The sequence below is a fragment of the Microseira wollei NIES-4236 genome (assembly GCF_020521235.1).
In the GTDB taxonomy this organism is placed as follows: Bacteria; Cyanobacteriota; Cyanobacteriia; order Cyanobacteriales; family Aerosakkonemataceae; genus Microseira; species Microseira wollei.
In genome coordinates, this window is record NZ_BLAY01000034.1 from 24025 (window position 1) to 49077 (window position 25053).

General features: G+C 44.4%; 28 protein-coding genes and 3 pseudogenes. 15 read left to right on the forward strand and 16 right to left on the reverse strand.

Annotation, left to right across the window (positions count from 1 at the left end; all coding sequences use genetic code 11):
* Positions 1–378: 378 nt before the first annotated feature.
* From MiSe_RS13120 to MiSe_RS13130, 4 genes are read left to right on the forward strand one after another with little or no spacing between them, the layout of a single operon-like run.
* Positions 379–663, forward strand: a complete 285-nt coding sequence (locus MiSe_RS13120) for an FAD-dependent oxidoreductase (RefSeq protein ID WP_226579882.1) — start codon at positions 379–381, stop codon at positions 661–663.
* Positions 638–1891, forward strand: a complete 1254-nt coding sequence (locus tag MiSe_RS13125) for a hypothetical protein (protein ID WP_226579885.1) — start codon at positions 638–640, stop codon at positions 1889–1891. The genes MiSe_RS13120 and MiSe_RS13125 overlap by 26 nt, the downstream gene beginning before the upstream one ends.
* Positions 1876–2004, forward strand: coding sequence for a hypothetical protein (locus MiSe_RS50900; protein ID WP_264196480.1), 129 nt, complete (start codon positions 1876–1878; stop codon positions 2002–2004). Before MiSe_RS13125 ends, MiSe_RS50900 begins: the two co-directional genes overlap by 16 nt.
* 24 nt (positions 2005–2028) lie before the next feature.
* A complete protein-coding gene (locus tag MiSe_RS13130; protein WP_226579888.1) occupies positions 2029–3798 on the forward strand; it encodes a helicase HerA domain-containing protein in 1770 nt (589 codons plus the stop codon).
* Between the two features lie 73 nt (positions 3799–3871).
* On the opposite strand, the gene MiSe_RS13135 is transcribed toward MiSe_RS13130, so the two are convergent.
* Positions 3872–4051 (reverse strand): hypothetical protein, encoded by a 180-nt coding sequence (locus MiSe_RS13135; RefSeq protein ID WP_226579890.1) that lies wholly within the window; start codon positions 4049–4051, stop codon positions 3872–3874.
* A 401-nt stretch (positions 4052–4452) separates the two neighbouring features.
* Here MiSe_RS13135 and MiSe_RS13140 point away from each other — a divergent pair, with 401 nt between their 5' ends.
* From MiSe_RS13140 to MiSe_RS13150, 3 genes are all read left to right on the forward strand, one after another.
* Complete coding sequence (locus MiSe_RS13140) at positions 4453–5436, forward strand: RNA polymerase sigma factor, RpoD/SigA family (protein WP_226579893.1); 984 nt, start codon at positions 4453–4455, stop codon at positions 5434–5436.
* A gap of 210 nt (positions 5437–5646) precedes the next feature.
* The gene (locus tag MiSe_RS13145; protein WP_226579896.1) at positions 5647–5787 is read left to right on the forward strand and encodes a hypothetical protein; all 141 of its coding nucleotides are present in this window, start codon (positions 5647–5649) and stop codon (positions 5785–5787) included.
* A 139-nt stretch (positions 5788–5926) separates the two neighbouring features.
* On the forward strand, positions 5927–6421 hold the full coding sequence (locus MiSe_RS13150; protein WP_226579899.1) for a hypothetical protein: 495 nt from the start codon (positions 5927–5929) through the stop codon (positions 6419–6421).
* Positions 6422–6528: 107 nt separating this feature from the next.
* Here MiSe_RS13150 and cobO read toward each other — a convergent pair whose 3' ends face one another.
* Positions 6529–7128: a cob(I)yrinic acid a,c-diamide adenosyltransferase gene (gene cobO, locus MiSe_RS13155; protein ID WP_226579902.1), complete on the reverse strand. Its 600-nt coding sequence runs from the start codon at positions 7126–7128 to the stop codon at positions 6529–6531.
* 73 nt (positions 7129–7201) lie between these two features.
* Between cobO and MiSe_RS13160 the strand changes: the two genes are divergently transcribed.
* Both MiSe_RS13160 and MiSe_RS13165 read left to right on the forward strand, forming a co-directional pair.
* Entirely contained in the window at positions 7202–7444 is a 243-nt protein-coding gene (locus MiSe_RS13160) for a hypothetical protein (protein WP_226579904.1), read from the forward strand.
* Positions 7445–7682: 238 nt separating this feature from the next.
* Positions 7683–8171 (forward strand): O-acetyl-ADP-ribose deacetylase, encoded by a 489-nt coding sequence (locus tag MiSe_RS13165; RefSeq protein WP_226580002.1) that lies wholly within the window; start codon positions 7683–7685, stop codon positions 8169–8171.
* A gap of 235 nt (positions 8172–8406) precedes the next feature.
* Here MiSe_RS13165 and MiSe_RS53785 read toward each other — a convergent pair.
* The 11 genes and pseudogenes from MiSe_RS53785 to MiSe_RS13220 all read right to left on the reverse strand — a co-directional run.
* Positions 8407–9607, reverse strand: a pseudogene (locus MiSe_RS53785) (ISL3 family transposase); the annotation flags it as partial.
* A 145-nt stretch (positions 9608–9752) separates the two neighbouring features.
* Entirely contained in the window at positions 9753–10826 is a 1074-nt protein-coding gene (locus MiSe_RS13180) for an FAD-dependent oxidoreductase (protein WP_226579910.1), read from the reverse strand.
* 109 nt (positions 10827–10935) lie between these two features.
* Positions 10936–11916, reverse strand: coding sequence for a heterodisulfide reductase-related iron-sulfur binding cluster (locus MiSe_RS13185; protein WP_226579913.1), 981 nt, complete (start codon positions 11914–11916; stop codon positions 10936–10938).
* 12 nt (positions 11917–11928) lie between these two features.
* Entirely contained in the window at positions 11929–12636 is a 708-nt protein-coding gene (locus tag MiSe_RS13190; RefSeq protein ID WP_226579916.1) for a 4Fe-4S dicluster domain-containing protein, read from the reverse strand.
* A 108-nt stretch (positions 12637–12744) separates the two neighbouring features.
* On the reverse strand, positions 12745–12873 hold the full coding sequence (locus MiSe_RS50915; protein ID WP_264196482.1) for a hypothetical protein: 129 nt from the start codon (positions 12871–12873) through the stop codon (positions 12745–12747).
* Positions 12874–13292: 419 nt separating this feature from the next.
* Complete coding sequence (locus MiSe_RS13195; protein ID WP_226579919.1) at positions 13293–13973, reverse strand: class I SAM-dependent methyltransferase; 681 nt, start codon at positions 13971–13973, stop codon at positions 13293–13295.
* A gap of 90 nt (positions 13974–14063) precedes the next feature.
* Positions 14064–14597: a cytochrome b6-f complex iron-sulfur subunit gene (petC, locus tag MiSe_RS13200; protein ID WP_226579921.1), complete on the reverse strand. Its 534-nt coding sequence runs from the start codon at positions 14595–14597 to the stop codon at positions 14064–14066.
* A gap of 420 nt (positions 14598–15017) precedes the next feature.
* Positions 15018–16790 (reverse strand): SulP family inorganic anion transporter, encoded by a 1773-nt coding sequence (locus MiSe_RS13205; RefSeq protein ID WP_226579924.1) that lies wholly within the window; start codon positions 16788–16790, stop codon positions 15018–15020.
* A gap of 35 nt (positions 16791–16825) precedes the next feature.
* Positions 16826–17239, reverse strand: coding sequence for a DUF6691 family protein (locus MiSe_RS13210; protein WP_226579927.1), 414 nt, complete (start codon positions 17237–17239; stop codon positions 16826–16828).
* A complete protein-coding gene (locus MiSe_RS13215; RefSeq protein ID WP_226579930.1) occupies positions 17236–17664 on the reverse strand; it encodes a YeeE/YedE family protein in 429 nt (142 codons plus the stop codon). The genes MiSe_RS13210 and MiSe_RS13215 overlap by 4 nt, the downstream gene beginning before the upstream one ends.
* Before the next feature lie 160 nt (positions 17665–17824).
* Positions 17825–19141: an NAD(P)/FAD-dependent oxidoreductase gene (locus MiSe_RS13220; protein ID WP_307731383.1), complete on the reverse strand. Its 1317-nt coding sequence runs from the start codon at positions 19139–19141 to the stop codon at positions 17825–17827.
* A 728-nt stretch (positions 19142–19869) separates the two neighbouring features.
* On the opposite strand from MiSe_RS13220, the pseudogene MiSe_RS13225 reads away from it, so the two are divergent.
* The 3 genes and pseudogenes from MiSe_RS13225 to MiSe_RS13235 form a co-directional block, all read left to right on the forward strand.
* Positions 19870–20229: pseudogene (locus tag MiSe_RS13225) on the forward strand (MBL fold metallo-hydrolase); the annotation flags it as partial.
* Between the two features lie 158 nt (positions 20230–20387).
* On the forward strand, positions 20388–21587 hold the full coding sequence (locus MiSe_RS13230; RefSeq protein WP_226579933.1) for an RNA-guided endonuclease InsQ/TnpB family protein: 1200 nt from the start codon (positions 20388–20390) through the stop codon (positions 21585–21587).
* Positions 21588–21625: 38 nt separating this feature from the next.
* Positions 21626–21970 (forward strand): annotated as a pseudogene (locus tag MiSe_RS13235) (MBL fold metallo-hydrolase); the annotation flags it as partial.
* 24 nt (positions 21971–21994) lie between these two features.
* Here the strand turns inward: MiSe_RS13235 and MiSe_RS13240 are convergent.
* Together MiSe_RS13240 and MiSe_RS50920 are read right to left on the reverse strand one after the other, a co-directional pair.
* Complete coding sequence (locus MiSe_RS13240) at positions 21995–22396, reverse strand: ArsR/SmtB family transcription factor (RefSeq protein WP_226579935.1); 402 nt, start codon at positions 22394–22396, stop codon at positions 21995–21997.
* A 300-nt stretch (positions 22397–22696) separates the two neighbouring features.
* Positions 22697–22828, reverse strand: a complete 132-nt coding sequence (locus MiSe_RS50920) for a hypothetical protein (protein ID WP_264196483.1) — start codon at positions 22826–22828, stop codon at positions 22697–22699.
* Positions 22829–22899: 71 nt separating this feature from the next.
* Between MiSe_RS50920 and MiSe_RS13245 the strand changes: the two genes are divergently transcribed.
* Both MiSe_RS13245 and MiSe_RS13250 read left to right on the forward strand, forming a co-directional pair.
* Positions 22900–23544, forward strand: a complete 645-nt coding sequence (locus MiSe_RS13245; protein WP_226579938.1) for an NAD(P)/FAD-dependent oxidoreductase — start codon at positions 22900–22902, stop codon at positions 23542–23544.
* A 15-nt stretch (positions 23545–23559) separates the two neighbouring features.
* The gene (locus tag MiSe_RS13250; RefSeq protein ID WP_226579942.1) at positions 23560–24207 is read left to right on the forward strand and encodes an NAD(P)/FAD-dependent oxidoreductase; all 648 of its coding nucleotides are present in this window, start codon (positions 23560–23562) and stop codon (positions 24205–24207) included.
* On the opposite strand, the gene MiSe_RS13255 is transcribed toward MiSe_RS13250, so the two are convergent.
* Positions 24185–24364 carry a hypothetical protein gene (locus tag MiSe_RS13255; RefSeq protein ID WP_226579945.1) on the reverse strand — a complete coding sequence of 60 codons (180 nt, stop codon included), beginning with the start codon at positions 24362–24364 and terminating at the stop codon, positions 24185–24187. The genes MiSe_RS13250 and MiSe_RS13255 overlap by 23 nt on opposite strands.
* Positions 24365–24629: 265 nt before the next feature.
* On the opposite strand from MiSe_RS13255, the gene MiSe_RS13260 reads away from it, so the two are divergent.
* Positions 24630–24779, forward strand: coding sequence for a hypothetical protein (locus MiSe_RS13260; protein WP_226579948.1), 150 nt, complete (start codon positions 24630–24632; stop codon positions 24777–24779).
* Positions 24780–25053 lie beyond the last annotated feature (274 nt).

Below are 25053 nucleotides of genomic sequence, written 5' to 3' on the forward strand. Positions count from 1 at the left end.
TCAATTGCCGCCGAGTCGAGCCGAGCCGAATTGATTGTCAGCTAAAGGACTCTAGTCTGTTTGGCACAACCGTTGAGCAAATACCTCAGTTACGAGGAGCTAAAGTTGTAGCATCCACAAAGTAGGAAAAGTCGGAAAAGTAGTCAGGATAATACTGTTATATTTTTTAATTATTTTATAGCGTATTGCAGCCGTATGAGGTACACCTTCGACCAGTGTGCGGGCACCATGCGCGGGTGCCCGCACACTGGTCGAAACCCAAGGGCTGTACCTCACTGACTTGCAATCTGCTGTAATCTTGAAAATTGCCAAATATTTGGCTAATTTATCAATTAAATTTAAGTAGGGTATAGCCATATTTAATCAAACAGGAAACCTATGGGACAAACTGTATTCAATATCCCCCCCCAGCACGAACAAAAAATAGCCATTATTGGAGCCGGTGCTATGGGAGTATCAATAGCCTGTATTTTGGCTAGACTAGGAATTGCTCATGTAACTATTTTTGAAGCTGAATCAAAGCCTTTTAACAGTCGAGGAGCTTCGATTAATAATACAGGAATTTTGCATCATTTTGTTTATGGTGGACATCAAAAAACTTTAGAACAGCTTTTTTATCAAGGTATTTTGAAAGCTAATGCCCGAATATGTTTTTGGAGATAGTCAGATAAATTATTTGGTTCCCAATGACAAAGAAAATACCGCCATCAACCAAGAGGGGGTGACCTTCAAGGATGTTGCTGCTTCCTTAGTAAAGATTTATAAGATACATTTAGAAAACTATCCAGATGAAAATTTTTGGGGGCAGCCAGAAGAACTGGTAAAAATAATAGATGAAGATGGGATGAATTATTTATTGAATAACGAGCTGCCAAACATAAAAAATAACTGGCTTATTGACCAACAAAAAAATCCTTTCGCTGGGGCAGTTAAAATCAGACAATCTGTGTTAAATATCGGCGATTATGTTTGTCACATGATTAAATTAATTGAGGTGGTGTCGGGTCAAAAAATGTGGGAAATTAACTGCGGTCAAAGAGTCTACAATATAGACATAAATAACCAAGGGTTTTACCTCAAAATTGCTAGCAGTAATTCACTGAATTTTGCTCCGGTAATTGCGGGTTATGCCAGGGGGTTAGAAATACCAATTCCATCAATAAAAGACAAACAACAAAAAGAAGGAAATCTAGTAAAACTTAAAATTTATGGATTATACAAGATTCCTCCAGCCCTTAAATTGCAGATGCCCTCACTCGAAGAAAGTTTTTCAAGTACCATACTGATTCGAGGTCAATATGGAGGAATAATTAAGGTGGGATATGGTTTTATAGCTATTTTTTCTGGAACCCATTATAACCAAGCTGAATTCGAGTTTCCTTTGGATGAAGTGCCAAAAAATATCCCGACAGAATGGTGGCAAAATGTGGATAGTATAATGGGGAGGACTGAAAAAGAGGTTCTGGCATCTATAAAATATGATATTTCTAGATGGATTCCTTGGGTCAAGGAACTTGAAGATGTTAAGCTCAAAACAGCTGTTCAAGTGTATCCTGGTCGAAAACCTGCCAACGATCTAGAGGCGGCCCAACGCGATGAGAATCCTGTTCGCTATATGTATCAGCATAAAAATGGGGGTAAATATATTCACATTCCAGGGTTTAAATTGACATCAATACCCTATAATGCTTTTCAGGTTGTACTCGAAATATTATCAATTTATATAGTCAAAGGAATTTTAACTCAAGAGCAAGTTGATCGACACATAAGGCTAGACAAAAACTCTCAGATAATTCTCTCCCGTGAAATGGAATGCGTACTGGGTAAAGATTTGCCTCAAGCGGAAATTTCTGAAAGAGAAAAAATTGTGGAAGAATGGAATATTTATTAATCGAACTTCCCTCCAGAGGAGTTGCTCAAATTTGTGGCGCATGGGAAAAATTCTGGGTTCCCATTCTCTACAAAGGCAAAATCACCGCTGAACCGCTCAAAGATATAAGATAGGCCACAGGGTTACCAATTGGATTCATGACATTACATAAACCCTTAGGTTCGGTTATTCAAGGTTCCCTCAGTGAGGGATTGGAAGTACGACTGCACCCGGATGTCTCGGTGGAAGAGATGCGGGTGGGTAAGTTTTTGATCGTGGAAGGCGCGCGATCGCGTTTTTTCTGCCTCCTTACCGATGTATCGTTAGGAACTTCCAGCACCCGTATTATTGCCAATCCACCAGACCCCAACGACGACTTGTTGCGCGAAGTTCTCGCTGGTAGCGGCACTTATGGCACGCTCGAACTCTCTCCCATGTTGATGTTTACGCCTCACGAAGCAATAGGAGAGAATGGCAACGGGCGTTACCCTCAGGCAGAGCCTGGGAGAGCGGCATTACCAGGCAGGAGCCAGGGAACGAGTCAAGCTAAAAAATCCAATCTGGCATCGTTTGAAGCCCAAAGTAGCGACAATAGCCAATTGCTGCCAGTTAAAACAATTCCCAGCCACTTCAGCCAAGTTTACGACGCCAGCGAGCGGGACTTCCGCGCCGTTTTTGGCTGGGAAGATGACCCCCATCGTCGCAACTTTGCCATCGGTCAACCTTTGGATATGGATGTTCCCATCTGTATCGATTTAGACCGATTTGTCGAACGCAGCAATGGCGTGTTTGGTAAATCCGGCACGGGGAAATCTTTCCTCACCCGCCTGCTGCTATCGGGGATTATCCGCAAGCAAGCTGCCGTTAATCTGATTTTTGACATGCACTCGGAATATGGCTGGGAAGCCGTCAGCGAAGGCAAGCAATTCAGTACTGTTAAAGGCTTGCGTCAGCTATTCCCCAACCAAGTGCAAGTATATACCCTCGACCCCCAATCTACGAAGCGTCGCGGCGTGCGGGATGCCCACGAACTTTATCTCAGCTACGACCAGCTGGAAGTTGAAGATATCATGCTGGTGCGGCAAGAGTTAAATCTTTCTGAAGCCAGTTTGGAAAATGCCATTATTCTGCGTAACGAGTTTGGCAAATCTTGGATTACCCAGTTGCTGAGTATGACTAACGACGAAATCCAGATGTTCTGCGACGAAAAGCGGGGTAACAAGTCCTCGATTATGGCGCTGCAACGCAAACTCTTGCGCTTGGACGATCTAAAATACATGCGAACTGCAACTCCCCACAATTATATCAATCAGATTTTAGAATCTTTAAACGCCGGGAAGCATGTGGTGATTGAATTTGGTTCCCAATCCAACATGCTGTCTTATATGCTGGCAACAAACGTGATATCCCGCCGCATCCACGCCAGTTACGTCCACAAAGCCGAAAAATTCTTGCAGTCGAAAAATCCTAGCCATCGCCCGCGCCAACTCGTAATCACGATTGAAGAAGCCCACCGCTTCCTGGATTCTAGCGTTGTCCGCCAAACGATTTTCGGCACCATCGCCCGCGAAATGCGGAAATACTTCGTCACCCTCTTGGTGGTAGATCAGCGTCCCTCTGGAATTGACAACGAAGTCATGTCCCAAATCGGTACTCGCATCACCGCTCTACTCAACGACGAAAAAGACATCGACGCCATCTTTACCGGCGTCTCCGGCGCTCTTAGCCTGCGATCCGTTTTAGCTAAACTCGACTCCAAGCAACAAGCCTTAATTTTAGGTCACGCCGTCCCCATGCCCGTCGTCGTCCGCACTCGCCCCTACGACGAAAATTTCTATCGAGAAATCGGCGACACCCCCTGGGACGAAAAATCCGACGACGAAGTCTTCGCCGCCGCCGAATCCGCCAAAGCGGATTTAGGCTTTTAAGGCTATTGACATTGAGGTTTGAATATGGTATTAATTACATTTCCTACTAATGCCAATTCCACCCTATGACCAATTACCCATTACCAATTAGCAAAAAGGCGGATATCCCGACCTGACGGGCTTTGACCATTTCGGTTATCCCCATGACTAATATCTGGACGCCCAGGGATAACTGGTCGAAAATAGTAGTATTGAGAGCTAGATCCCAAACTTTCTTAAGAAGACTTAAAACAAATCGGGATCGCCGCTGCAATAGTTCAAAGTATATTTGGGAAATATTATACCTAAGGACAAACTTTTTATCTGTAGCATGGTCTAAATGTGTAGTATAGAATGATAGTAGGTAAAGTCATAGCGACTTCGAGTTGTGTGAGCGAACCAGAACTAGGCTTTACCCAGGATTCCGATCTAAGTGCCGCCTTCCATAGAAAGGATTCAACCGAGTTGCAATTGGAGGAGGGGAAAAACACCAAGCAAAGCCTCCCGATCGAGACGCAGATCTGCTGGAAGGGGAGGCAGTGCAACTACTACACCTATGGCGGGATGAATCGTTACAGATAAGTCAGATAGGCTCTTAGTAGTCAGGCGTCCAGACCAAAGCTCAAAAGCCCAGCCACCAATACTTTATTTGTTGAAAAAGGTCAATACGCATCCATGCCAACTGTTAACACCGAAAACCAAACTGCCAACACCAAATTCACGGCAGATATGGTTCGTACCTATCTCCGTGAAATTGGTCGCGTGCCCCTGCTGACCCGGGAACAAGAGATTGTCTTTGGCAAGCAAGTGCAACAAATGATGCACCTGATGGAAGCAAAGGACGCCCTGACTAAAAAACTGCGCCGCAAACCAACCGAGAAAGAGTGGGCAGAACAGGTGGGTCTAAGCGAAACAGAGCTTGCCGACATTGTCCGTCGGGGTCAGCGCGCCAAGCAAAAGATGATTGAAGCGAACCTGCGCTTGGTGGTAGCGATCGCCAAAAAATACCAGAAGCGTAACCTGGAATTCTTGGATTTGATCCAAGAAGGTACTTTAGGGTTAGAACGGGGTGTAGAGAAATTTGACCCGACGCGGGGATACAAGTTTTCCACCTACGCTTACTGGTGGATCAGACAAGCGATCACGCGAGCGATTGCTCAGCAAGGTCGCACGATTCGGCTACCGATCCACATCACCGAAAAACTCAACAAAATCAAGAAAGTGCAGCGCGAACTAGCCCAACAGCTAGGTCGTAGCGCCACTCCCGCTGAAATTGCCTCCGCATTGGAGTTAGAACCCGCCCAGATCCGCGAGTACCTGACCATTGCCCGTCAACCAGTTTCCCTCGACGTGCGCGTGGGAGACAACCAAGACACCGAACTGCAAGACCTGTTGGAAGATGAAGGGCCATCGCCAGAAAATTTCATCACCCAAGAGTCCCTGCGCCAGGATCTCGAAGATCTCTTAGCCGGATTGACCCCCCAGCAGCGGCAAGTCCTCACCCTGCGTTTCGGCTTGACCGATGGCAACGCTCTGTCACTCGCCAAAGTCGGCGAACAACTCAACCTCAGCCGCGAACGAGTGCGCCAACTCGAACGCCAAGCTCTCGACCACCTGCGCCGTCACCGTGCCAACGTGCGGGAATACCTAGCAGGTTAAGAAGCTTGACAGTTAGCACCGCAGCCTTAAACCAGGTGCAAAAAGGAGAGGGAAAGCAGATGCTCTCCCTTTTCCATATCGATCGCCCATGACCAATCGCCGATTGTATTGTAAACAATTGTAACAAAATTTCACCGCCATCGGAAATATTTAGTAACGCGACTGTATTCAATCAGAGTCGAGAGGTACAACCGCGATCGTCATAAACCTATGACGTCTGCTGGTGAAGATATCGCCTCCTCCCATCGAGGGGGCGATTTATTTAAGCAGCCAAAGGCGATCGCGGCAGAAACAAAAGTTAATCTCATGCCATCGATTCATCCTGTAGCGCGAATCGTACTGCGTAAATAGTGAGTTAATTTGTAAATAAGACCTATTTCAGAGTGCATTTAGAAACAGCGGGGGGAAAACAATGTTTAAGTCTCTTGTTAACTCTTTTTTAGATCAGCCCATGCCATCTAGCTGCTTGAAACTCCCGCTCGCAGGTCTAATGTTGATCGTGGGCGTGGGGGCGGGCAACGCTACCCCCGCACCGACCAATAACCATCAAACTCAAGTTGCTCAAGCTACCCCAAACAATCAAACCCCTGATGGCGTTTACCTGTACGGTCAATCTTCTCAACCAGAGGAAATTGGCAAAGAATATATGGTGTTTGAGGTGCGTCGGGGTCGCGTAATCGGCGCAGTTTATATGCCTCAATCAGAGTTTAATTGTTTTCACGGCAGGCTGGCGTCGAGGAAGTTAGATCTGATGGTAAATAATCCCTTCGCAGAAACTGCTGACTCTAGTCCCCCCGAAAACCGATCCAATGAATTTGCCGCTGTTGGTGATTATCCCCGCATTGGCAATGGAGATGACCCGATAAACTTCCCGCTGACCGTTAACTTGCAAGACTATCAACGGATAGCCACAGTCAGCGAGAACGACCAGCGGATTTTGGGTATTTGTAAAGCGAACCATCAAGAGCAAGTTTGGAGCCGATAGAAATTTCAGATTGGGTAATGGGTAATTGGTAATAGGAAGAGTTCTTACCAATTAGCAATTAGCAATTAGCAATTAGCAATTAGCAATTAGCAATTACCAATCCAAAATCAATATTCAATTCCTGGTTGAGCTTTAACGCCTTGTTCGCGAAACGGATGCTTGACGAGCGTCATTTCAGTAACTAAATCTGCTCGTTCAATTAAAGCTGGTGGTGCGCCTCTGCCGGTGAGAATGAGGTGGGAGTCGGCAGGTTTTTCATCCAGTCCGGATAGAACCTGCTCGACGGTTAAATAACCCAGCTTTAGCGCTACGTTGACTTCATCTAACAGCACCAATTTATAATCTGGATTGCGGACAAATGTAAGCGCTTTATTCCAAGCTACTTGTGCGGTTTCGATATCTCGCTGTCGGTCTTGAGTTTCCCAGGTGAAGCCTTCTCCCATTGCATGAAATTCTAGCTGTGCGGGCCAAAGGCTGAAAACGGCTTTTTCTGCCGGTTCCCAAGCGCCTTTGATGAATTGGACGATCGCAACTTTATAGCCGTGACCGAGCGATCGCAACACCATCCCCAACGCGGCGGTAGTTTTTCCCTTCCCGTTACCCGTGTGGACGATAATTAAGCCTTTTTCATGCGATCGCTCTTGCAAGCGTTGTTCCTGCACTTCCTTGCGCCGCTGCATCTTTTTGCGATACTGTTCCTCTGTCATGGTTCTGGACCCTGCTTCTTCAATCAAGCGTTCGGCTTGTGAACTACCGCACACTTCCTAGCGGGTAAGTGTGATGGCTCTCCCAATTCATCGGGAATTGCCGCCAGAACCGGAGTTCTCTTGGTCTTACATCCCCTCCAAGGGCAGGAGTCCTGGTTCCCAAGACCCATACTTTTTCTTGCAACCTGTACCGATTAGCTTGGTTTTCGCTGATGGCATTGAGGGTCAAGATGTATCAAATATACCATATAATTTGAAACGCTATCTAAATTCATCAATTTTGCCCCTGCGAGACTGCTTTTTAAAATTTTACTAATTTTTTTTGGGCTATTGTTAATAATTTTTATTATAATATTGCCATAGTTTATGATAATAAAACCGTGGAGATTAACAGAATTACGGTAATTCAAGGAGATATTAACTCAAGTTGCTAGTTATCTCTCTGGGAGCGGCTAATGGCTAATGGCTAATGGCGAGATTGGTAAAAATCCAAGATTAGCAATTAGCAATTAGCAAGCTGGCAACGCCCTTGTTTATAACTAGCAACTTGCGTTATTACCCAACAAAAAGTCGATGCAATTGTTAATGCGGCTAATAGTTTTCTTTTAGGTGGTGGGGGAGTGGATGGTGCGATTCATCGTGCAGCGGGGTCAGAACTTTTAGCAGAATGTCGAAAACTCAACGGTTGTAAAACAGGGGATGCGAAAATTACCTTTGGTTATAATTTACCAGCTAAATGGGTAATTCATACCGTTGGGCCGATTTGGCAAGGGGGAAATCAAAACGAGGATGAACTGTTAGGGAGTTGTTATCGTCGTAGCTTGGAATTGGCAGAGCAGTATTCTATCGGTACAATTGCGTTTCCTGCCATCAGTACGGGGATATATGGGTTTCCGATGGAGAGGGCAGCTGGGATTGCGATCGCTGAAATTAAGGTGTTTATGGAAAAAAATACATCAATTGAGCAAGTCATCCTCGTTTGCTTTGGTGAAAAAGCCTACGAATGTTACCTGAGTGCGATGCAACAGAACGGTCAAGTCTAACTGGGTATTGTGATTTTTGGCTAACAGCTGAAGTATTGGAAGTGGTGCGATCGCAAGATTTGCAATGATATCATGTCCGGTTGCATCGGTATCTTCAGGGGGCGACAAGGAGGCTAAAAAGCTTGCTGTATGACTTCAGCATCGGAAACGAGTTCTGACATCAGGGTAGCAACCGAAACGATCTTTGTCGCCCTACCAGCATTGCTTCCGGCAAAAATCGGCTCTCCCGTACCTGTGCTAAATTATTAGGAAAGTGCCATAAAAGTAAAGCTCTGATTTCAAAATTATCAAAATTCCTAAAACCAAAGCCACAAGGTTTTAATACTTTTAATTTGTGATTAATGCCTTCCACTATTCCATTAGTTATTCTTCTCTCAAAATAACCAACTATCTCGGAAAACCAACGCTTAATCGTTGACACAGTATTTCGGTAATATTGTTCAGCTTTCTTTAACCAATCAATTAGTTTTAATGTTCCTTCTCCCAAAGTTTTACTTGACTCAAATAAGAGATGGAATTCCTCTTTCAAATCGTGCCTGCCACACTCGGTGAAGCTTCTTTCACCTGTGCTAATTTTTCTTTTTGCTTGTTAGATAACTTATCCTCGGCTTTCAGCAATATATATTTACTTCCTTTTAAACTACTAAATAATTTAGCTCTGGACTTAGCATTTAGAGATTCTGCTGTTTTCTTTTGAGAAATTCTCCCTTGATTTAACTCTTCATGAACTATTTTTGTCAGATGAAATCTATCCACAGTCACTACTGCATTTGGACATATTCTTTGTCCTAAAGATTTATAGTTACCAGTCATATCCATACTGACTTCTTCTATCTGAGACAATACTTTTTCTCCCCATTGCTGCATCACTTTTTCTATTTCTGATTGGGTTCGAGATGACACTAATCCCACTAACTTATGTGTTTCTAAATCGACTAAAACGACAATAAATTTTCCTTGTCCTTTTACTAAACTAATTTCATCTATCCCTAAAATTTTTATTTTACATTAACTGGCAGTATTTTTTGGGCTACAGCTATTACCATTGACCATACTTCTTCTTCTGTTAATCGATTATTTTTGGCTTTGCTCACATCACTATGAATAACTTGCTCTGTAATAGCCTCGGTATATCTATAAGTAAACCGTTTTCTCTCTCCTACAAAATTCAAAGTTTCACTAAAAGGTTTTTGGCATTTTTCACACTTGAATCTTCGCCGATTTAATTTCAGAACAACTTCTCTATCTCCCATTGGTAAATCTCTTACTAAATGGCTTTTATTTTGATGAATGCGATGGCTTATCTCGCCACACCGGGGGCAAGTCGCTGTTTTTTTCTCTAGGTTTACAGATAATATTAATGTTTCTTTTGTTTCTTTACTATCTTCTACTATTACACCAGGTAAATTTAGTATTTTTGTCATCCCTCTTTTCAGAATTGATTTCAATTTTACTTTTGAGCGTTATTTTAATAGTTTAGCACAGGTACGGAAGAACCCAAACTCCCGATTCATTTTATCGCCGTTTGGCGATCGACCTTCAGACCAAATAAGAACTTTTTAGCTGCCATTGCTTTCAACCTTACTTCAGTGAAGCTGCCATTTCTGTTGCTACTAACTGTCCATTCAGAGAGGATTCAACGATGGCTTGATTGCTGACTAAAAAAGCAGCAATTTCTGCGGCAGCCGATCGTCCATCGGTAATAGATTCCACAATTGCTTTTGGCCCCGTTGCCGCACCCGCGAGAAAAATCCCTCTCCGGGCAGAGGCATTATTAGAATATTGCTGATGTGCGGTGGTGTAGAAGCGATCGCAACCCACACTTAAACCTGCAATTTCTGCTAACTCGGCATTACCTTCCATTCCCACCATCAAAACCAAAAGATCGACACTCAACCGCATCGGTTTTGCTGTCAAAGTATCTTCTAAGCGCAACAATAAACTGCCATCATTTTTCTCACCAGCCTCAGAAAGCCGACCGCGAATAAACTGCACTCCATACTTTTCTTGCGATGTGCGATACAGTTCCTCATAACCGCGACCGAACACTCGGATATCCATATAAAGGCAGTAAATTTCGCAATCGGGATTTTGTTGTTTAATCTCGATTCCAACTTTAATCGCATTGGTACAACAAACTCGCGAACAATAATTATTGTTGACTTTTTCATCGCGAGAACCAACGCAGTGAACCATCGCCACTTTCTTCGGCGCTTTACCGCTTCTGGTTTTAACGCTTTGCGCCTTCAGCATTGCATCCAATTCTACTGAAGTAATGCAATTATCGTAGATCCCGTATCCATATTCTTCTTTAAATGCAGCATCGAAATGCTTAAAGCCAGTTGCTACCAAAATCGCCGCCGCATCAATTTCTTCACCTGTTGAAGTCATGACTTTAAAATTGGGTGCCGTTCCTTCAATTCGAGTCACTGTAGCATTATTTAAAATTCTGGTTTTACCCAAACCTTGCTTCAGATTGGCGATGATTTCGGCAGCATCGGTAAAGTCAGGAAACACTTTGTACCATTTATTTAAATGTCCCCCAACTTCGGCTTTTTTCTCAATCAAAACTACATCATATCCAAAATCTTGAAGTCTTCCAGCCGCAGCCATTCCAGCAGGGCCACCGCCAATTACAACAACACTTTTACCCATTGTCTTCGCTCCTGGTTAAATTCTTAAATTTTGCATTTTTGACTGGTTTAAAAGGGTCTTCTGCGTTCTTCAGCCTTCTTGGATTTATCCTAAGGAATGCCGATTTTATCTAACAAAGGCTCAATAGGACTTTTGCATTCAATCCGCAATCTTTGAAGGGGTCATAGCCTAATAGCAACCCGGTCAATTGTGCGTAGTCTAAGATGCTGACGTTAAACTCTTTTCCCAAAACTTCTTTAATCGTTCCTTGTTCGGCATCCAAAAATACCGTACATCCGGGACAATTGGTAAGGATTAAGTTGCAATCCGGATGGGTTTCTTTCAGACTTTTCATTTTTTTGTAAACGCTACTTGCGGTGTAGTCTCTGTTTTCTGGAAACGCACATTGCCGAAAACCCATACCACAGCAATGCCTTCTTTCTGGATAATCAACTATTTCCGCACCGAAAGCTTCTAGCATTCCCACTAAAACTTGCGGAAATTCAGCCCCACCCATGCACTCGCCGGGGAAAATTTTCGCATAATGGCATCCAATGTGATCGACTGCCTTGATTCCCTTCAAGCTATATTTTGCTTTTGCTGCCAGCTGATACCGATTAGCAAAAAACACATCGGAAGCATGAACAACAGAAGGTCTTCCCCCCGATACGCGAGGAATCCAAAATTCGCGTCCTGTCGTTTCTTTTAATGTCTTTTCTGTGTATTCTCTCCACTCTGGTTCTTCTTCCCAAAGTTTAATCATTTCCGTGTAATTAGCAAAGGAAGTGACACAGAATGAGAAGAGATTATCGACACCTAATTCATGATGGGCAACGGAAAAATTCCTCGCCGCCATCACCATTTGTGTTTCCAGGTTTGACACATCCCCGTGATATCCAATTGCCCCACAGGAAGTATGTCCAGGCGCTTCCCGCAGTTCCATTCCCAAATCGTTTTTCAAAATCTTATAAGCAATACCTTCGGTGTAGGGTGCGGCACTTTGTAAAAAACAGCTACGGAAGCAACCCCACAATTTCCCGCCTTCTTCGTCTACAGTTGGTACGTGCTTTTGATGTCTTTCCCAAGCTTTGTTTTTTCCTTCTACTTTCACGATCTTTTCCTCTTATTTGCTTTCTTTGATTTCGGAGTTTCTGCTATCCCCAGTTTCTAACCAGGTTTGCCAATATTTTTCCACTTCTGCCTTGCTGCCAAGTTTCTTTTCCATGCCTTTTTCAACGGCTTCCATTAAAGCGATCGCACCCGTCTTCTGATAAATTGCCCGCACTTCTTCCATGTCTGTTTCGGGAATAACTCGGTGCGAACCTGGGCTATTTTCCAAATTCATCGGCACATCCCACCATTGCCGCATTTCTGCTCTATGTTCGTAATAGTATTCCCAGTTTTCTCCCAGTTCGGGAAAGTGTGCATGCGTAATATTTTCAGCTAACAAGGTATAACCTCGTTTCAGTATATTTTCCCCAAATACTCGCTTGGCAAATAATTGCTGTCTGCCTTTTTCTGACTCGGCAAAGTAACCGTAACGAATTGACATTCGACGCAGTGCCAGAACTACTGAGGCAGTATTGTTACCTCTCGGACACCTGGTTTTACACGAAAAACATTGCCCGCAAAACCAAATTTTGTCTGACTTGAGCAACTCTTCAATCTGCTCGTCATCTTCCGATTGCACAATGTTCATGACTTCTCTAGGAGAGTAGTCATTAAACTCGGCTGCTGGACAAACCGCAGTACATACACCGCAGTTCAAGCAGGCATTCATGCCGTGCTGGTACAAAATGTCTTGTTTAAGTTCGTTAAATAGTTGACCCATAAATCAACCCCTTCATTTCAGCCTCTGAATGATGCTTTCGTCATCCTGTTATATAGCCATATATTTATGTGGTCAGGTAAAAATGGTTTGGTAAATAAGTAATTGTACTTAATTTGGCGGGGAAGCTAGGAGAGCGATCGCAAGTCTAGGGTGGCGGGAGGTAGAGCGATCGCTAAGCCCAATCCAATCCCGCCACCGCGATCGCATCGTAGAGTTTGTTTCGTTCAGATCTGGCATCAGTTTCCCAACCCGCCCGGAAATAAATTTCCGGGCTAATAGCGAAAGTCGGTTAAAACCGACTCATATCATGTCCGCTAGCAACGGTAGTGTATAGTTTTTAATGCTGTAGGGGCGGGTTTTACCAACAATTAAGTGGAAAGAAACCGGGTTTCTGTGAAAAATTGTTGAGCAAGGAAAGAGATCTATGAAGAAACAAAGGTGATGATCTTGTTAAACCCTTCCTTTGCTGACGCTACCGATGCCTAAGGACATGACATCAATGCCATCAAACCAGTTTGTTTTAACGGACTTTCGCTGCTCGCTGTGAGAATTTATTCTCTGGCGGGCTAATGCGAAAGGTGCAAGATCTCAATTTTGTTTTTCTAGGAAATGTTGTCTAGAAGTTGGCAGTATTTTTCTGATGTTTGAGTTTTTGCTTAACTAACAGCCAGTGTTTTCTTGGCTACTCCTGCAATGTGAGGACTGACGATGGGAAATGAAATGCGAAATTGCTGATAATTGACTGACTCAAATCCAGCATTTTCTAACGCGCTCCAGGTTGTTCGGTTAGGATGGCAGTTATCGAACGCGACTTTCCAGACAGGCTCAATGCTATCCTGAATTCGGCGCGTCCAAGTGCAACAATCGGCGGCAACGTGTTCCATAAAAATGAAACTGCCACCGGGTTTGAGAATGCGCTTAATTTCTTGTAAACTGCGATCGAGATTGTTAACAGAACAGAGAACATGGGTGCTAACGGCGCTATCAATGCTATTATCTTTGACGGGTAATTCTTCAGCACTTCCTCTGTACAATCCGATATTTTTAAGCCCCTGACGATCGGCCTCTTGTTCGAGATACTGGTGCATAAAAGGATTCGGATCAACGCCTATCCAATCAATATCTTTTGGGTAATAGGAGAGATTAGCTCCAGCGCCGGGGCCGATTTCTAATACTTTTCCTTGCAAAGAACCCAAAAGTGCTTGTTTTAGCTCTCCCATTGTCGAATAACTCGCGCAATTTATCAGTGCGATCGCGCTGTTATCGGTCGAATTAGCTTTCGACATTCCCCAAGCAAACAAACGTTTTTGAATTTGAGATAAATTGGTAAGTTTCATCAATCTTTCTCCAGTAATAACCACGGCTAATTCTAGCCATAATGGCTGCTATGAGTGTTCGTGCTTGTGTTCGCCTTTTTCCTATGATTGTTAAACCCACCAAGGAGTTGTGCCTGTGCGCGGATCAATTTCCGTCCAAGGCGAAATCCAGATTGCATTGTCTTTCACTGCCACCCGAACTAATTTGAGCGGCAGAGGTGCTGGCCCACGCACTACGGTACCATCTGCGCTATAACGAGAACCGTGACAAGGACATTGAAATTCTTGGTCGATTTCGTTCCAAGGAAAAGTGCAACCCAAGTGGGTGCAGTTATCGACAATTCCCATATTGTCGAGAGTGCCGTCCTGTTTCAGGATTAAGTAAGTGGGTTCCCCAGCTAACCCAGCTACTAAGGCGCGAGTTCCGGCTGGTTCTGCTAGAATTTGGCTGGCAGGAATGGGGTTGCCTAATATATCTTTGGCAAGGATAGCTCCTCCTTCGCCGCTTTCATCTGGTGGGATAAAATATTTGGCTACTGGATAAAGTGCAGCAGAGGCAGTAGAGGCGACGACAGCACCAGTGAGAAAATTGAGCAACTGGCGGCGAGAGATAGAAGGATTTTCGAGGGGAAAGCTATTATCCATTCTTGATTCTCCTTAATTTCTGATTTTGGCGCTTTCTTTCAGTGAAAATTACGCTGGATGACTCTTTCTTTTGAGAGCAAACAAATTTCTTCTGCCAAGGAAACGCTCAAAGTCTTGCACAACCGAGCGAGAGAGTTTCCATCTGGAGAATTAAATTTATATTTCTTTATAATTTATTATAACTATTTAGTTAAATAATGCAAGAAAACTGGAAAATAATTTTTTTCAACGTTGTGCTAATTAATATCATGTCAGGTCGATTACCCATAATCATCAGCCGGGACACGGCACGATTAACGTTATCTGCTTGTCCGAGATATCTCTGATGCCGTGTCCCTACACAACGACTCTGTGAGGTTTTTTATGATGGGCAATTCAACGGACATGATATAACCCATTTAGCATTAATTAACTAAAAAATTAACTCCCACATTCCAAAAAACGCATTGCTTGGTCAGTAGTTAGGAAAATATGGTCTTTGCCTAACTCATCTACAAATCCAACTTTTAGCAATCCATCCATCACCGGGCCTTTGACTTCAGACATATAGAATTCAATCCCCCTAGTCTTTAAGTCAACAATCAAATTCTTGAGTGTTTCCAAGGCACTGCCATCAATTGAATTAACCGCACTACATACCAATACTAAATATTTCACCTCCGGACGAGCGGTTACTCCAAGGAGTAAGTATTCTTCCAGATATTTAGTATTGACAAAGTAAAGGCTGGCATCAACTCGGACAGCCAAAACGTGAGGACAAGTTTTAACATTGTGGCGCAGGACATTGCGAAAATGCTCGGTTTCTCCCACTCTACCCACAACGGCGATGTGCGGTTTGCTCGTGCGCCACAGGTGCAATAAAATTGACACGGCAGCACCAATTAAAATGCCTTTCTCAACGCTGGTTAGGAGGACTGGAAAAAATGCTGCCATCCAAGCGATCGCATCGGCTCGATTATACACCCACAACCGTTGCAGCGTTCCAAAGTCTAAGAGATTAGCCACTGCCATCACAATAATCGCCGCTAGACAAGCTTGGGGTAAAAAGTAAAACAACGGCGTGAGAAACATCAAGACAAGCGCCACAATTGATGCCGTAATGATGGATGCTAAAGGAGTATTAGCATTAGCTGAAAAGTTTACGCCCGATCGGCTCACGCCTCCAGTAACGGGATACCCTCCCGTCAACGCTGCACTCAGATTCGCAGCTCCCAAAGCAATGAATTCCTGGTTTGGATCAACCTTTTGTCGTCGCTTACTGGCTAAAAACTTACCGACTGAAAAGGCTTCCATAAAACCCACAAAGCTAATCGCAAAAGCAGCTGGAAGCAGTGCAGAAATTGTATTCCCATCCAGAACGGGAAATGTGAGGGAGGGTAAACCTTTAGGGATATCGCCAACAACTTTTACCCCAGCAACTCGATCCAGGTGCAAAAGCCAAACTAGCAGCGAACTGCCAATGACTAGGAGCAGTGGCGCACTTTTAGTCAGCGGCATAATCGTTAACTCATGAAAGCCGCATTTCTGGAGTTGTTTGCCCAATATTTTGGGGAAATAAACCAATATTAGAATGCTGACAAATCCCAACAAAAGCGTCACCCAGTTAATCGCACCTATTCCTTGTACTAGATAAACCAGCAACTGGATAAACGATTCTGTCTGAGGAATTTTCAGTCCTAGCAGATGTTTCACCTGACTAAAACCGATGACAATCGCCGCTGCACTAATAAACCCAGAAATGACTGCTTCACTGAGAAAATTAACCAGCAACCCCAAGCGAAAGATACCCATAAGAATATCGATCGCACCGATTGTCAGTGCCAGCAACAATGCCATTCCCAAATATTGAGGGGTGTTTTCGGCAGCGAGGGGAGCAATAGCTGCACCCACCATCAATGAATCTAATGCTACCGGAGCAACCGAAATCAAACGGCTAGTGCCGATCAAGGCATAAACAACTGGGGGCAAAATACTCGCATATAGTCCGATTTCGGGGGGTAAACCTGCTAATAAAGCATAGGCCATTGCTTGAGGAATTAGCACAGTCCCAACTACAATCCCGGCAGTTAGATCGCCTGCCAAATACTCCCTTTGGTAATGCAAACCCCAATCGAGAATCGGAAAAAAGCGGCTCCAGCGAACTAACCAGGTTTGGTCGTGCGATCGCAAGGCGTCTGTCTTGTTATCCAACATTTCAGTAGCTCAAACTCTTAAAATCTTCTACGAAATTATCTTTGAGATAAACTCTTATAGGTCAGCGAACCAGCAATCAACGCCAGCACAAATAACACTGGATTCCACATACCTAAAACCAAGGCAGTAATACCTGGACCAGGACAGTATCCGGCAATCCCCCAACCCACGCCGAAGATTGCAGCCCCAATAACTAAAGGCAGATCGATATCTTTTTTAGTGGGTAAATAAAACTTGTCTGCCCATATCGGATGGGAACGCCGCAGCACAAACCGGAAGGCAATTATCGTCACCCCGACGGCTCCACCCAAGACAAATAATAAGGTTGGGTCCCAAACTCCCGTAACATCTAGGAAACCCAGGACGCGATCGCGGTCGATCATCTGCGAAAGTCCTAGTCCTAGACCAAATAACAATCCTGCTAATAAAGCGATCAAATTGTCTTTCATAAAGTCAACCCCAGTACGCGACGCACAATAAACACTGTGAGAATCGCAGTTATGAGGAAGATGAGAACCGCAACTAAGGATCGCAGGGATAATCGACCTAGCCCACACACCCCATGACCGCTGGTGCAACCGCTGCCCATGCGGGTGCCGAAACCGACGAGAAAACCGCCTGCGATCGCTGCCCAAGGAACGAATGTAGACTTTGGAGTTGGCTGAGATGCCAGCCCATATTCGTAGATCGTGCCACCTAGTAACATCCCCAGGATGAACATCCAGCGCCAGATTTCATCTTTCCTAAAGGTAATCGCACTATTGAGAATGCCACTAATACCAGCAATACGACCATTGAATGCCAGCAAGAGGGTAGCGCTGAACCCAATTAGTAGACCACCAATAAGGGCAGTTAACCAATTAAACTCTGCCATGATATTTCCTCCAGAATCGCTATTAACCCAAGTGGCTAGTTATCTCGCCAAGAGCGGCTAATAGCTAATGGCTAATGGCTCATGTCAGCAAAAATTTTACATTAGCAATTAGCAATTAGCAATTAGCAAGGCCGAATTTTATAACTAGCAACTTACGTTATTACTTTTTCCACTGCAAGAACTTGATGTAATCCCCCTCGAATTGCTCTCCCTTCAGCATTCGATGCCAGTAAATCCAAGGTAGAGCCGTTGTCTTCATTTTCCACATAATCCAGCGTTCTTTAATAGGATTAAGCGGAAAACTAGAAAGCGGCACGCTATTGTAGCCATTAAACTCTGCCATGATCGTCCTGTCATACCCTGTAATTAAAGGGCAGCAAGTATAACCGTCATACTTATTTAGTAAGGGCTTTGAGCCAATTAAAGCCAATAAATTTTCTGCTACAATCGGCGCTTGTTTGCGAATTGCCGCAGCGGTTTTGGACGTGGGTAACGAAGAAGCATCTCCCAAACCAAATACGTTGGGATATCGATTATGTTGTAGCGTATATTTATCTACATCCACCCAGCCATAGGGATTATTTGGTATTGCCAAAGGACTTTGTTTAATCAAGTCAGGAGCGCTCTGGGGCGGTGCCACGTGAATCATGTCGTACTTGTAGCTGACTCGATCGATGACGTTGCCGTTATTATCAAAAATCTCAAAAATCGCTGTTTTAGTGTCAGCTTGAATCGCTTTCAGGTTGTGGCGAAACTTAACCTCAATTTCCCGCCTTTTGACCACTCCATCTAACAATGCTGAATATTCCGGCACCGAAAACATCGTATTTGCTGGCGTCAAGAACATCACATTACTGCGCTGACGAACTCCCGAGCGACTGCGGAAGGCATCATCCGCCATGTACATGATTTTTTGCGGTGCGCCCCCGCATTTAATTGGTGTATTGGGATAGGTAAATAGGGCATTTCCACCGGCAAATTTGCGGATTAATTCCCAGGTATAGGGGGCAAAATCAGCAGAATAGTTGCTGGTAACGCCATCCTTACCGATTGATTCTTTAAGTCCTTGAATCAGATGCCAGTCAATCTGAATGCCGGGGCAAATTACTAAATAGTCATATTTAACCTGGATACCTGCTGCGGTTATGACTGCATTGTTATCGGGGTCTAGTTTAATTGCGCGGTCTTTGATCCAGGTGGTTTGTTGCGGAATGACGTCTCTTTGCTGTTTAACGGTATCCTCAATCCGAAAAACCCCTCCTCCTGTCAGCGTCCAACCGGGTTGGTAGTAGTGCTGGTCGGATGGATCGATGATAGCGATATCTAGGGAGGTGTCTCTTTTCAACAGTAGAGAAGCGGTGGCAATCCCGGCAGCGCCTCCACCCAGGATAGCGATTTGATAGTGAACTGTTTTATTGATGGCGGGGACTGTCGCCGAAGCAGGTGTCTGGGACTGTTGCGGAGTTGATATTACCATTTCTGTTTGTTTTGTTTGAGAAGGGTTTGCGCGATCGCTTACTGTTACAATGCTCTGGCTGCTTGAGTAAATGTACTTAGTAACCAAGTCAAAGCTCCTCGTTGCTCTTGCCAAACCACATCAATGATATTACTATATAGTCGTATAACAATCAATGTAAAACGCCCTGGAACAAGAAAATGATTCCTGACTGGAATCCCCTGGGTTTAGACCTTGTCATTACCCAGATCTCACAGCCTTGTCGCTACCCATATAGCGGATTGCAGTCGCATGAGGTACACCGCCTTTTGTGTAGCGGCACCCTTAAGGGTGCCGCTACACAAAAGGCGCCAAAAGGCTGTACCTAGACGAGCTTGCAATCTGCTGTAAAACCTGCCGGAGAATAAATTCCAAGGGCTTTTAGCTCAAGTCCACTCAAGTGGACTCGCAAGATTTGTTTAGTCCACTTGAGTGGACTTTCGCTACTCGCTGTGGGATTTCAATCCCTGGCGGGGTGACAGGTAAAGCGTCAATCAGACTTCTGTAGGACTTACGCAGCAACACTAAATGTGGTGGTTGCGGTGCGTTACGAAGAAAGCTAACGCACCCTACAGGTAGAACCTTTGCGTAAGTCCTGTTCTGAAAAAATCTCGGTAACAACAAGAGCTTTAGACATGGGGTGTCTCCGCGTCTTTGCGTCCTCTTCAACCTTCACTTATCAAACAGATTTGCCACAAGGAACAAAAGATATGCTATTCCGCCAACTGTACGACAATGAAACTAGCACTTACACATATTTAATTGCCGATGAAAATACCAAAGAAGCCGTTTTGGTCGATCCAGTACTCGAGCAAGTAGAACGCGATTGGAAATTGATTCAGGAATTGGGGCTAAAGCTGCGCTACTGCTTGGAAACCCATATTCACGCCGACCACATTACGGGAACCCAAAAGCTGCGGGAACTGACATCTTGCGAGGGAATAGTGCCGGAAAATGCCCAGGTGGCTTGCGCCAACCGCTCGATCAAAGATGGGGAAGTTTTACAATTGGGAGATGTTGAAATTAAAGCGATCGCTACTTTAGGTCACACTGACAGCCATATGTCTTACTAAGAATAGCGGGACGATGAAAGCCCTGTCTCTGAGCGAGCAGGGATGAAATCGGACGCGAGCAACTTTAGTTGCAGTCTTTCGTAACGTTTTATTTTTAGGTAGTTGATAGATGCCTAACCCAAAGTAAAATGATTATAGGTCGATAAAACAACGCCATGATTGTCTACGAATTCAAAATCAAAGGAAAAATTGAACAATACCGTTCAATTGATGAAGCAATCCGAACATTTCAATTCATTCGCAACAAAACAATTAGATTTTGGATGGACAATCGTGGCGTTAAACTGTCTGAATTTAGCAAGCAGAGTGCCATCCTAGCCAAAGAGTTCGATTTTGTAGATAAACTTAATTCTCAAGCTAGACAAGCAGCGACCGAGCGGGCATCGTTTTCGGTGCAGCGATTTTACGATAACTGTAAATCTGGCAAGCTGGGAAATATTGGCTATCCCAAGTTCCAGAAGCGCAACCGCTCCGTGGAATACAAGACTACCGGATGGAAACTATCAGACAACCGCAAATACATCAACTTTACCGATAAATGCGGTATTGGTAGATTAAAACTGATAGGAACGCGAGATCTCCACTATTACCAGATCGAACAGATTAAACGGGTAAGAATAGTGCGGCGTAGCGATGGTTATTACGCTCAGTTTGTCATCCAAGCAGAGCGAAATATTAATGTTAAACCTACTGGTAAAGTCATAGGGTTGGATGTTGGATTAGCTGCCTTCTATACAGATTCCGAAGGAAACAAGGTAAAAAATCCCCGCCACCTACGTAAATCCGAGAAGGCTTTAAAAAGGTTGCATTGTCGCGTTTCTAGGAAAAAGAAAGGCTCCAACAATCGCCGAAAGGCAATTAAAAGGTTGGGGCGCAAGCATCTAAAAGTTTCCCGCCAGCGTCAAGACTTTGCTGTCAAGACGGCATTGTGCGTAGTGAAATCGAGGGATTTTGTGGCGTTTGAGAAACTGCAAGTGAGGAATATGGTGAGAAATCGCCATTTAGCCAAGTCGATTAGCGATGCTGCATGGGCGCAGTTCACCGAATGGTTGGAATATTTGGGCAAGGTGTATGGGAAAGTGGTGGTAGGAGTACCACCTCAATATACCAGTCAAACTTGTTCCGGATGCGGTGAAATAGTGAAAAAGTCGCTGTCTGTTCGCACCCATATTTGTCAATGTGGATGCGTCTTAGACCGCGACTTTAATGCAGCGATAAATATTTTGGAAAAGGCGCTAAAACAAACTGGCTATAAGTTAACAAGTACCGTGGGGCACGCGGAAACTTCTCACGCTTGGGGAGAGATGATTCTCTACCCAGATTTGGTAACAAGTCTGGGCAAAATCGCTCGCTGAACCAAGAATCTCCCGCTCTTCAGACGGGAGAGTGTCAATTGGTGAATCAAGACAGAGTGCTAACCGGAGATTCCCTATTGATTCGCGGTTGCGGACGTACTGATTTCCAAAGCGGCAATCCCAGTTTGATGTACGACCACGTTACTCAAAAACTATTTACCCTGCCAGACAAGACACTCGTTTATCCGGGTCACGACTACAGAGGGCATACGGTTTCTACTATTGGCGAAGAAAAGAAATATAATCCCCGATTTGTTGGTAAAGACCGGGCAAGCTTCATTGAATTCATGGGTAACCTTAACCTGCCAATTCCTCAAAAAATCGCTGAAGCGGTGCCTGCTAACCAACAATGTGGAGACGTATCAGTAATAGCTAAAGTCTAACAACTTAATCTAAAGTAGTTAATTCTAACTTTGCCGGATTTTGAGTTGTTTTATCTGCTGGTTTTGTTTCTGAATTTGGGATAACAGGGAGTGACAAACTAAGTCGCACAATTCAAACAAAAAAGGATTGGCAATTTCGTAGTAAACGCTTACTCCAATCTGCGTGCGACTTACAATTCCCGCTTGAGCCAGCAACTTTAAATGCTTGGAAACATTGGCTTGCCCCAAACCCGTTTCCTCCATAATTTGGGTGACGTTTTTCGACCCCGACTTGAGACAGCAGACAATTTGTAATCGACTGACTTCCGATAAAACCTTAAAAAAGTCAGCCACATAAGCCAAAGCCTCTGGAGGAAGTTTTGAAATTCCCTCTTCTTTAGAGGGCTGCGTCGAAAAAACTGAGTTGTTCAAGGAAGTTTTAGCCATAGATCGAGTAACTTAACTTTCGCATTACTATTTTACTATATGGTCAAACAAGTTAGCCGCCTGAGCATCCAAGTTTGAGGAGGGACTCATGTCACAGCGGATTGCTTTTCGTGTGAGGGAAAGCCTTATGGCTTCGTTTGTGTAGCGGCAGCGTTAACGCTGCCGCTACACAAACGAAGGTGTACCTCATGTGCAATCCGCTATAGATCGGGCTAGAGATGGTTCAAGCACCAACCTGCCAGTGCCTGCGAGCATACGGGTGATATGATGTCCGCGCTCATTGCCCATAATAAAAAAACCTCACAGAGTTGTTGCGTAGGGACACGGCATCATACATATCTCGGACAAACAGATAACGTTAATAATGCCGTGTCCCGGCTTGGGATCGTGGGTAATCGACCGGACATGATATGAGGGGATATTGTTTGCCAACCCGTTCGAGAGCAAGAACTTGAGCGGATCTTTATGTTTAAATGAAAATATAACTAATTAATAAAAAAAGGATGAAAGTAGTTGTAATTGGTGCAGGGTTGGGGGGACTCCCTAGGGCTTACGAACTACGACACAGGCTGCCAGCAGAACATACGGTAACGTTAATTTCGGATCGACCTAAATTTACTTTTATACCTCGGTTAATTCGGGTAGCGCTGAATCTGAACCCTCTGGAAGAGCTTCAGCTAGACCTGGCAGAATTGACAAAGCGGCACGGGTTGGAATGGATTGGGGGAAAAGTGACAGCCCTCGACCCTAACGCCAAACGCATCACGGTAGGAGAAAGCCAAACCGTTGATTACGACTACGTTGCGATCGCTACAGGTCCTTTTTTAGCTTTTGATGCTATCCCCGGATTGGGGCCGCATGGGGGTTACACTCACTCGGTTTGCACGCCAGATTGCGCTCTGAAAGCGCGAGCAGCTTGGCTGAAGTTTTTAGCAGATCCGGGCGATCTGGTAGTCGGAGCAGTACCCGGTGTCGGTTGTTTTGGCCCTGCTTATGAGTTTTTATTAATGGCAGAGTGGGAATTGCGCCGCCTGGGTTTGCGCGACCAAGTATCGATTACTTTCATTACGCCAGAACCCTACGCGGGACATTTAGGATTAGATGGGCTAAGTAACTCCAGAGAATTGACAGAAAAACTGCTACAATAACGAGGAATTAAAGTAGTGAATCAGGCCAGAATTACTGCTGTTGATTCTCAAGCGATCGCGCTAGCCGATGGGCGAAAAATCCCTTTCAAATATGCAATGGTTCTGCCTGCTTTTGAGGGAGCCAAATTTATCCAAGATGTACCTGGATTGGGTAATGAAAAAAGATTGATTACCGTCCTACCTACCTACGAACATCCCAAATATCCTTCAATTTATGCCTTGGGGGTGAGCGTAGAATTGCCCCAACCCAAACAAGCTACCACTGCTCTGAGCTTACCCAAAACCGGACAAATGACAGAAGCAATGGGATTAGCAGTAGCCCACAACATTGCTGTAGCGTTAGGAGCAATTCAAGATGCTTGGAGGTCCCCAACTCTGGAAGCTGTTTGTTTCGCTGAGTTTGGGGATACTGGTATTGCCTACGTTGCTGCTCCCATCTTGCCCGATCCCGTAACGGGTAAGCGACGTTACTCTTATGCAGGACAGGGACGATGGGTCAACTGGGTAAAAGCAGCGTTTGAAAAGTACTTTCTCCTCAAGATGAAATGGGGGTTGGGGTTACCTTGGTTTGAAATTTTGGCTTTAAGAATTGTATTCGGATTATCCCTGCTAAAAAATTGCGAGTCGCGATCAAAAACACCTATCCCTTCCTGGCTCGATTGAGCAAGTCATCCTCGTTTGCTTTATTCAACAAGCTGACAACTGCTACTTGAGTGCGATGCCAGGAATCGGTCATATGATGTCCGTTGAATTGCCCATCATAAAAAAACCTCACAGAGTCGTTGCGTAGGGACACGGCATCTGACGATATCTCGGACAAACAGATAATACCAAATCCGGGTTTTAAACCCCCTTTATTTTATAGCCCGCGAAGGCGGGCTTTGTTTGTGTAGCCGCGAATGCGAGTCGTTCGGCATAAAAGGGGCGATCAAAGCGGATTTGGTATAACTTTAATCATGCCGTGTCCCGGCTGATGATTATGGGTAATCGACCGGACATGATATCAAGTCTAATTTTCATCAAGGCGGAAATGTTTTTGCCGGGTAGTGCGTTTAATATGTGGCTAATCGATCTGATGCAGAACTATGTCGCGCCATTTGGAAAGATTGCTGCATATTGATACGTTGTTGCGAAGTGAATATCGACCGACTACCGGGAAACTGGCGCAAGTGTTGGAAGTGAGCGATCGCAGCCATTCCCGCAATTTCCGGATTGCACGCTGGAATAGATCATAGGCTACTGCCAGCAGCATTTACTTTTTGGACAATTTAGCTAATTTTAAGCGAAATATTGCCTTTTATTGACGATTGAGCATTTTTATGCTGGTTATCTAACCAAAAGTCTGCTTTTTAGAAGCTTACACAAACGCTCATCAGTTCATCATCACATTTCTCACAAACCTAATTCACCCGAAGGGGTTAATGCAGAGCCTGCTCGAATTTGCTAACATAACAAATATTGTGTCCAGATAATTTTTTAGTGTTATTCCAAATAATCGTGGGGTAGGTA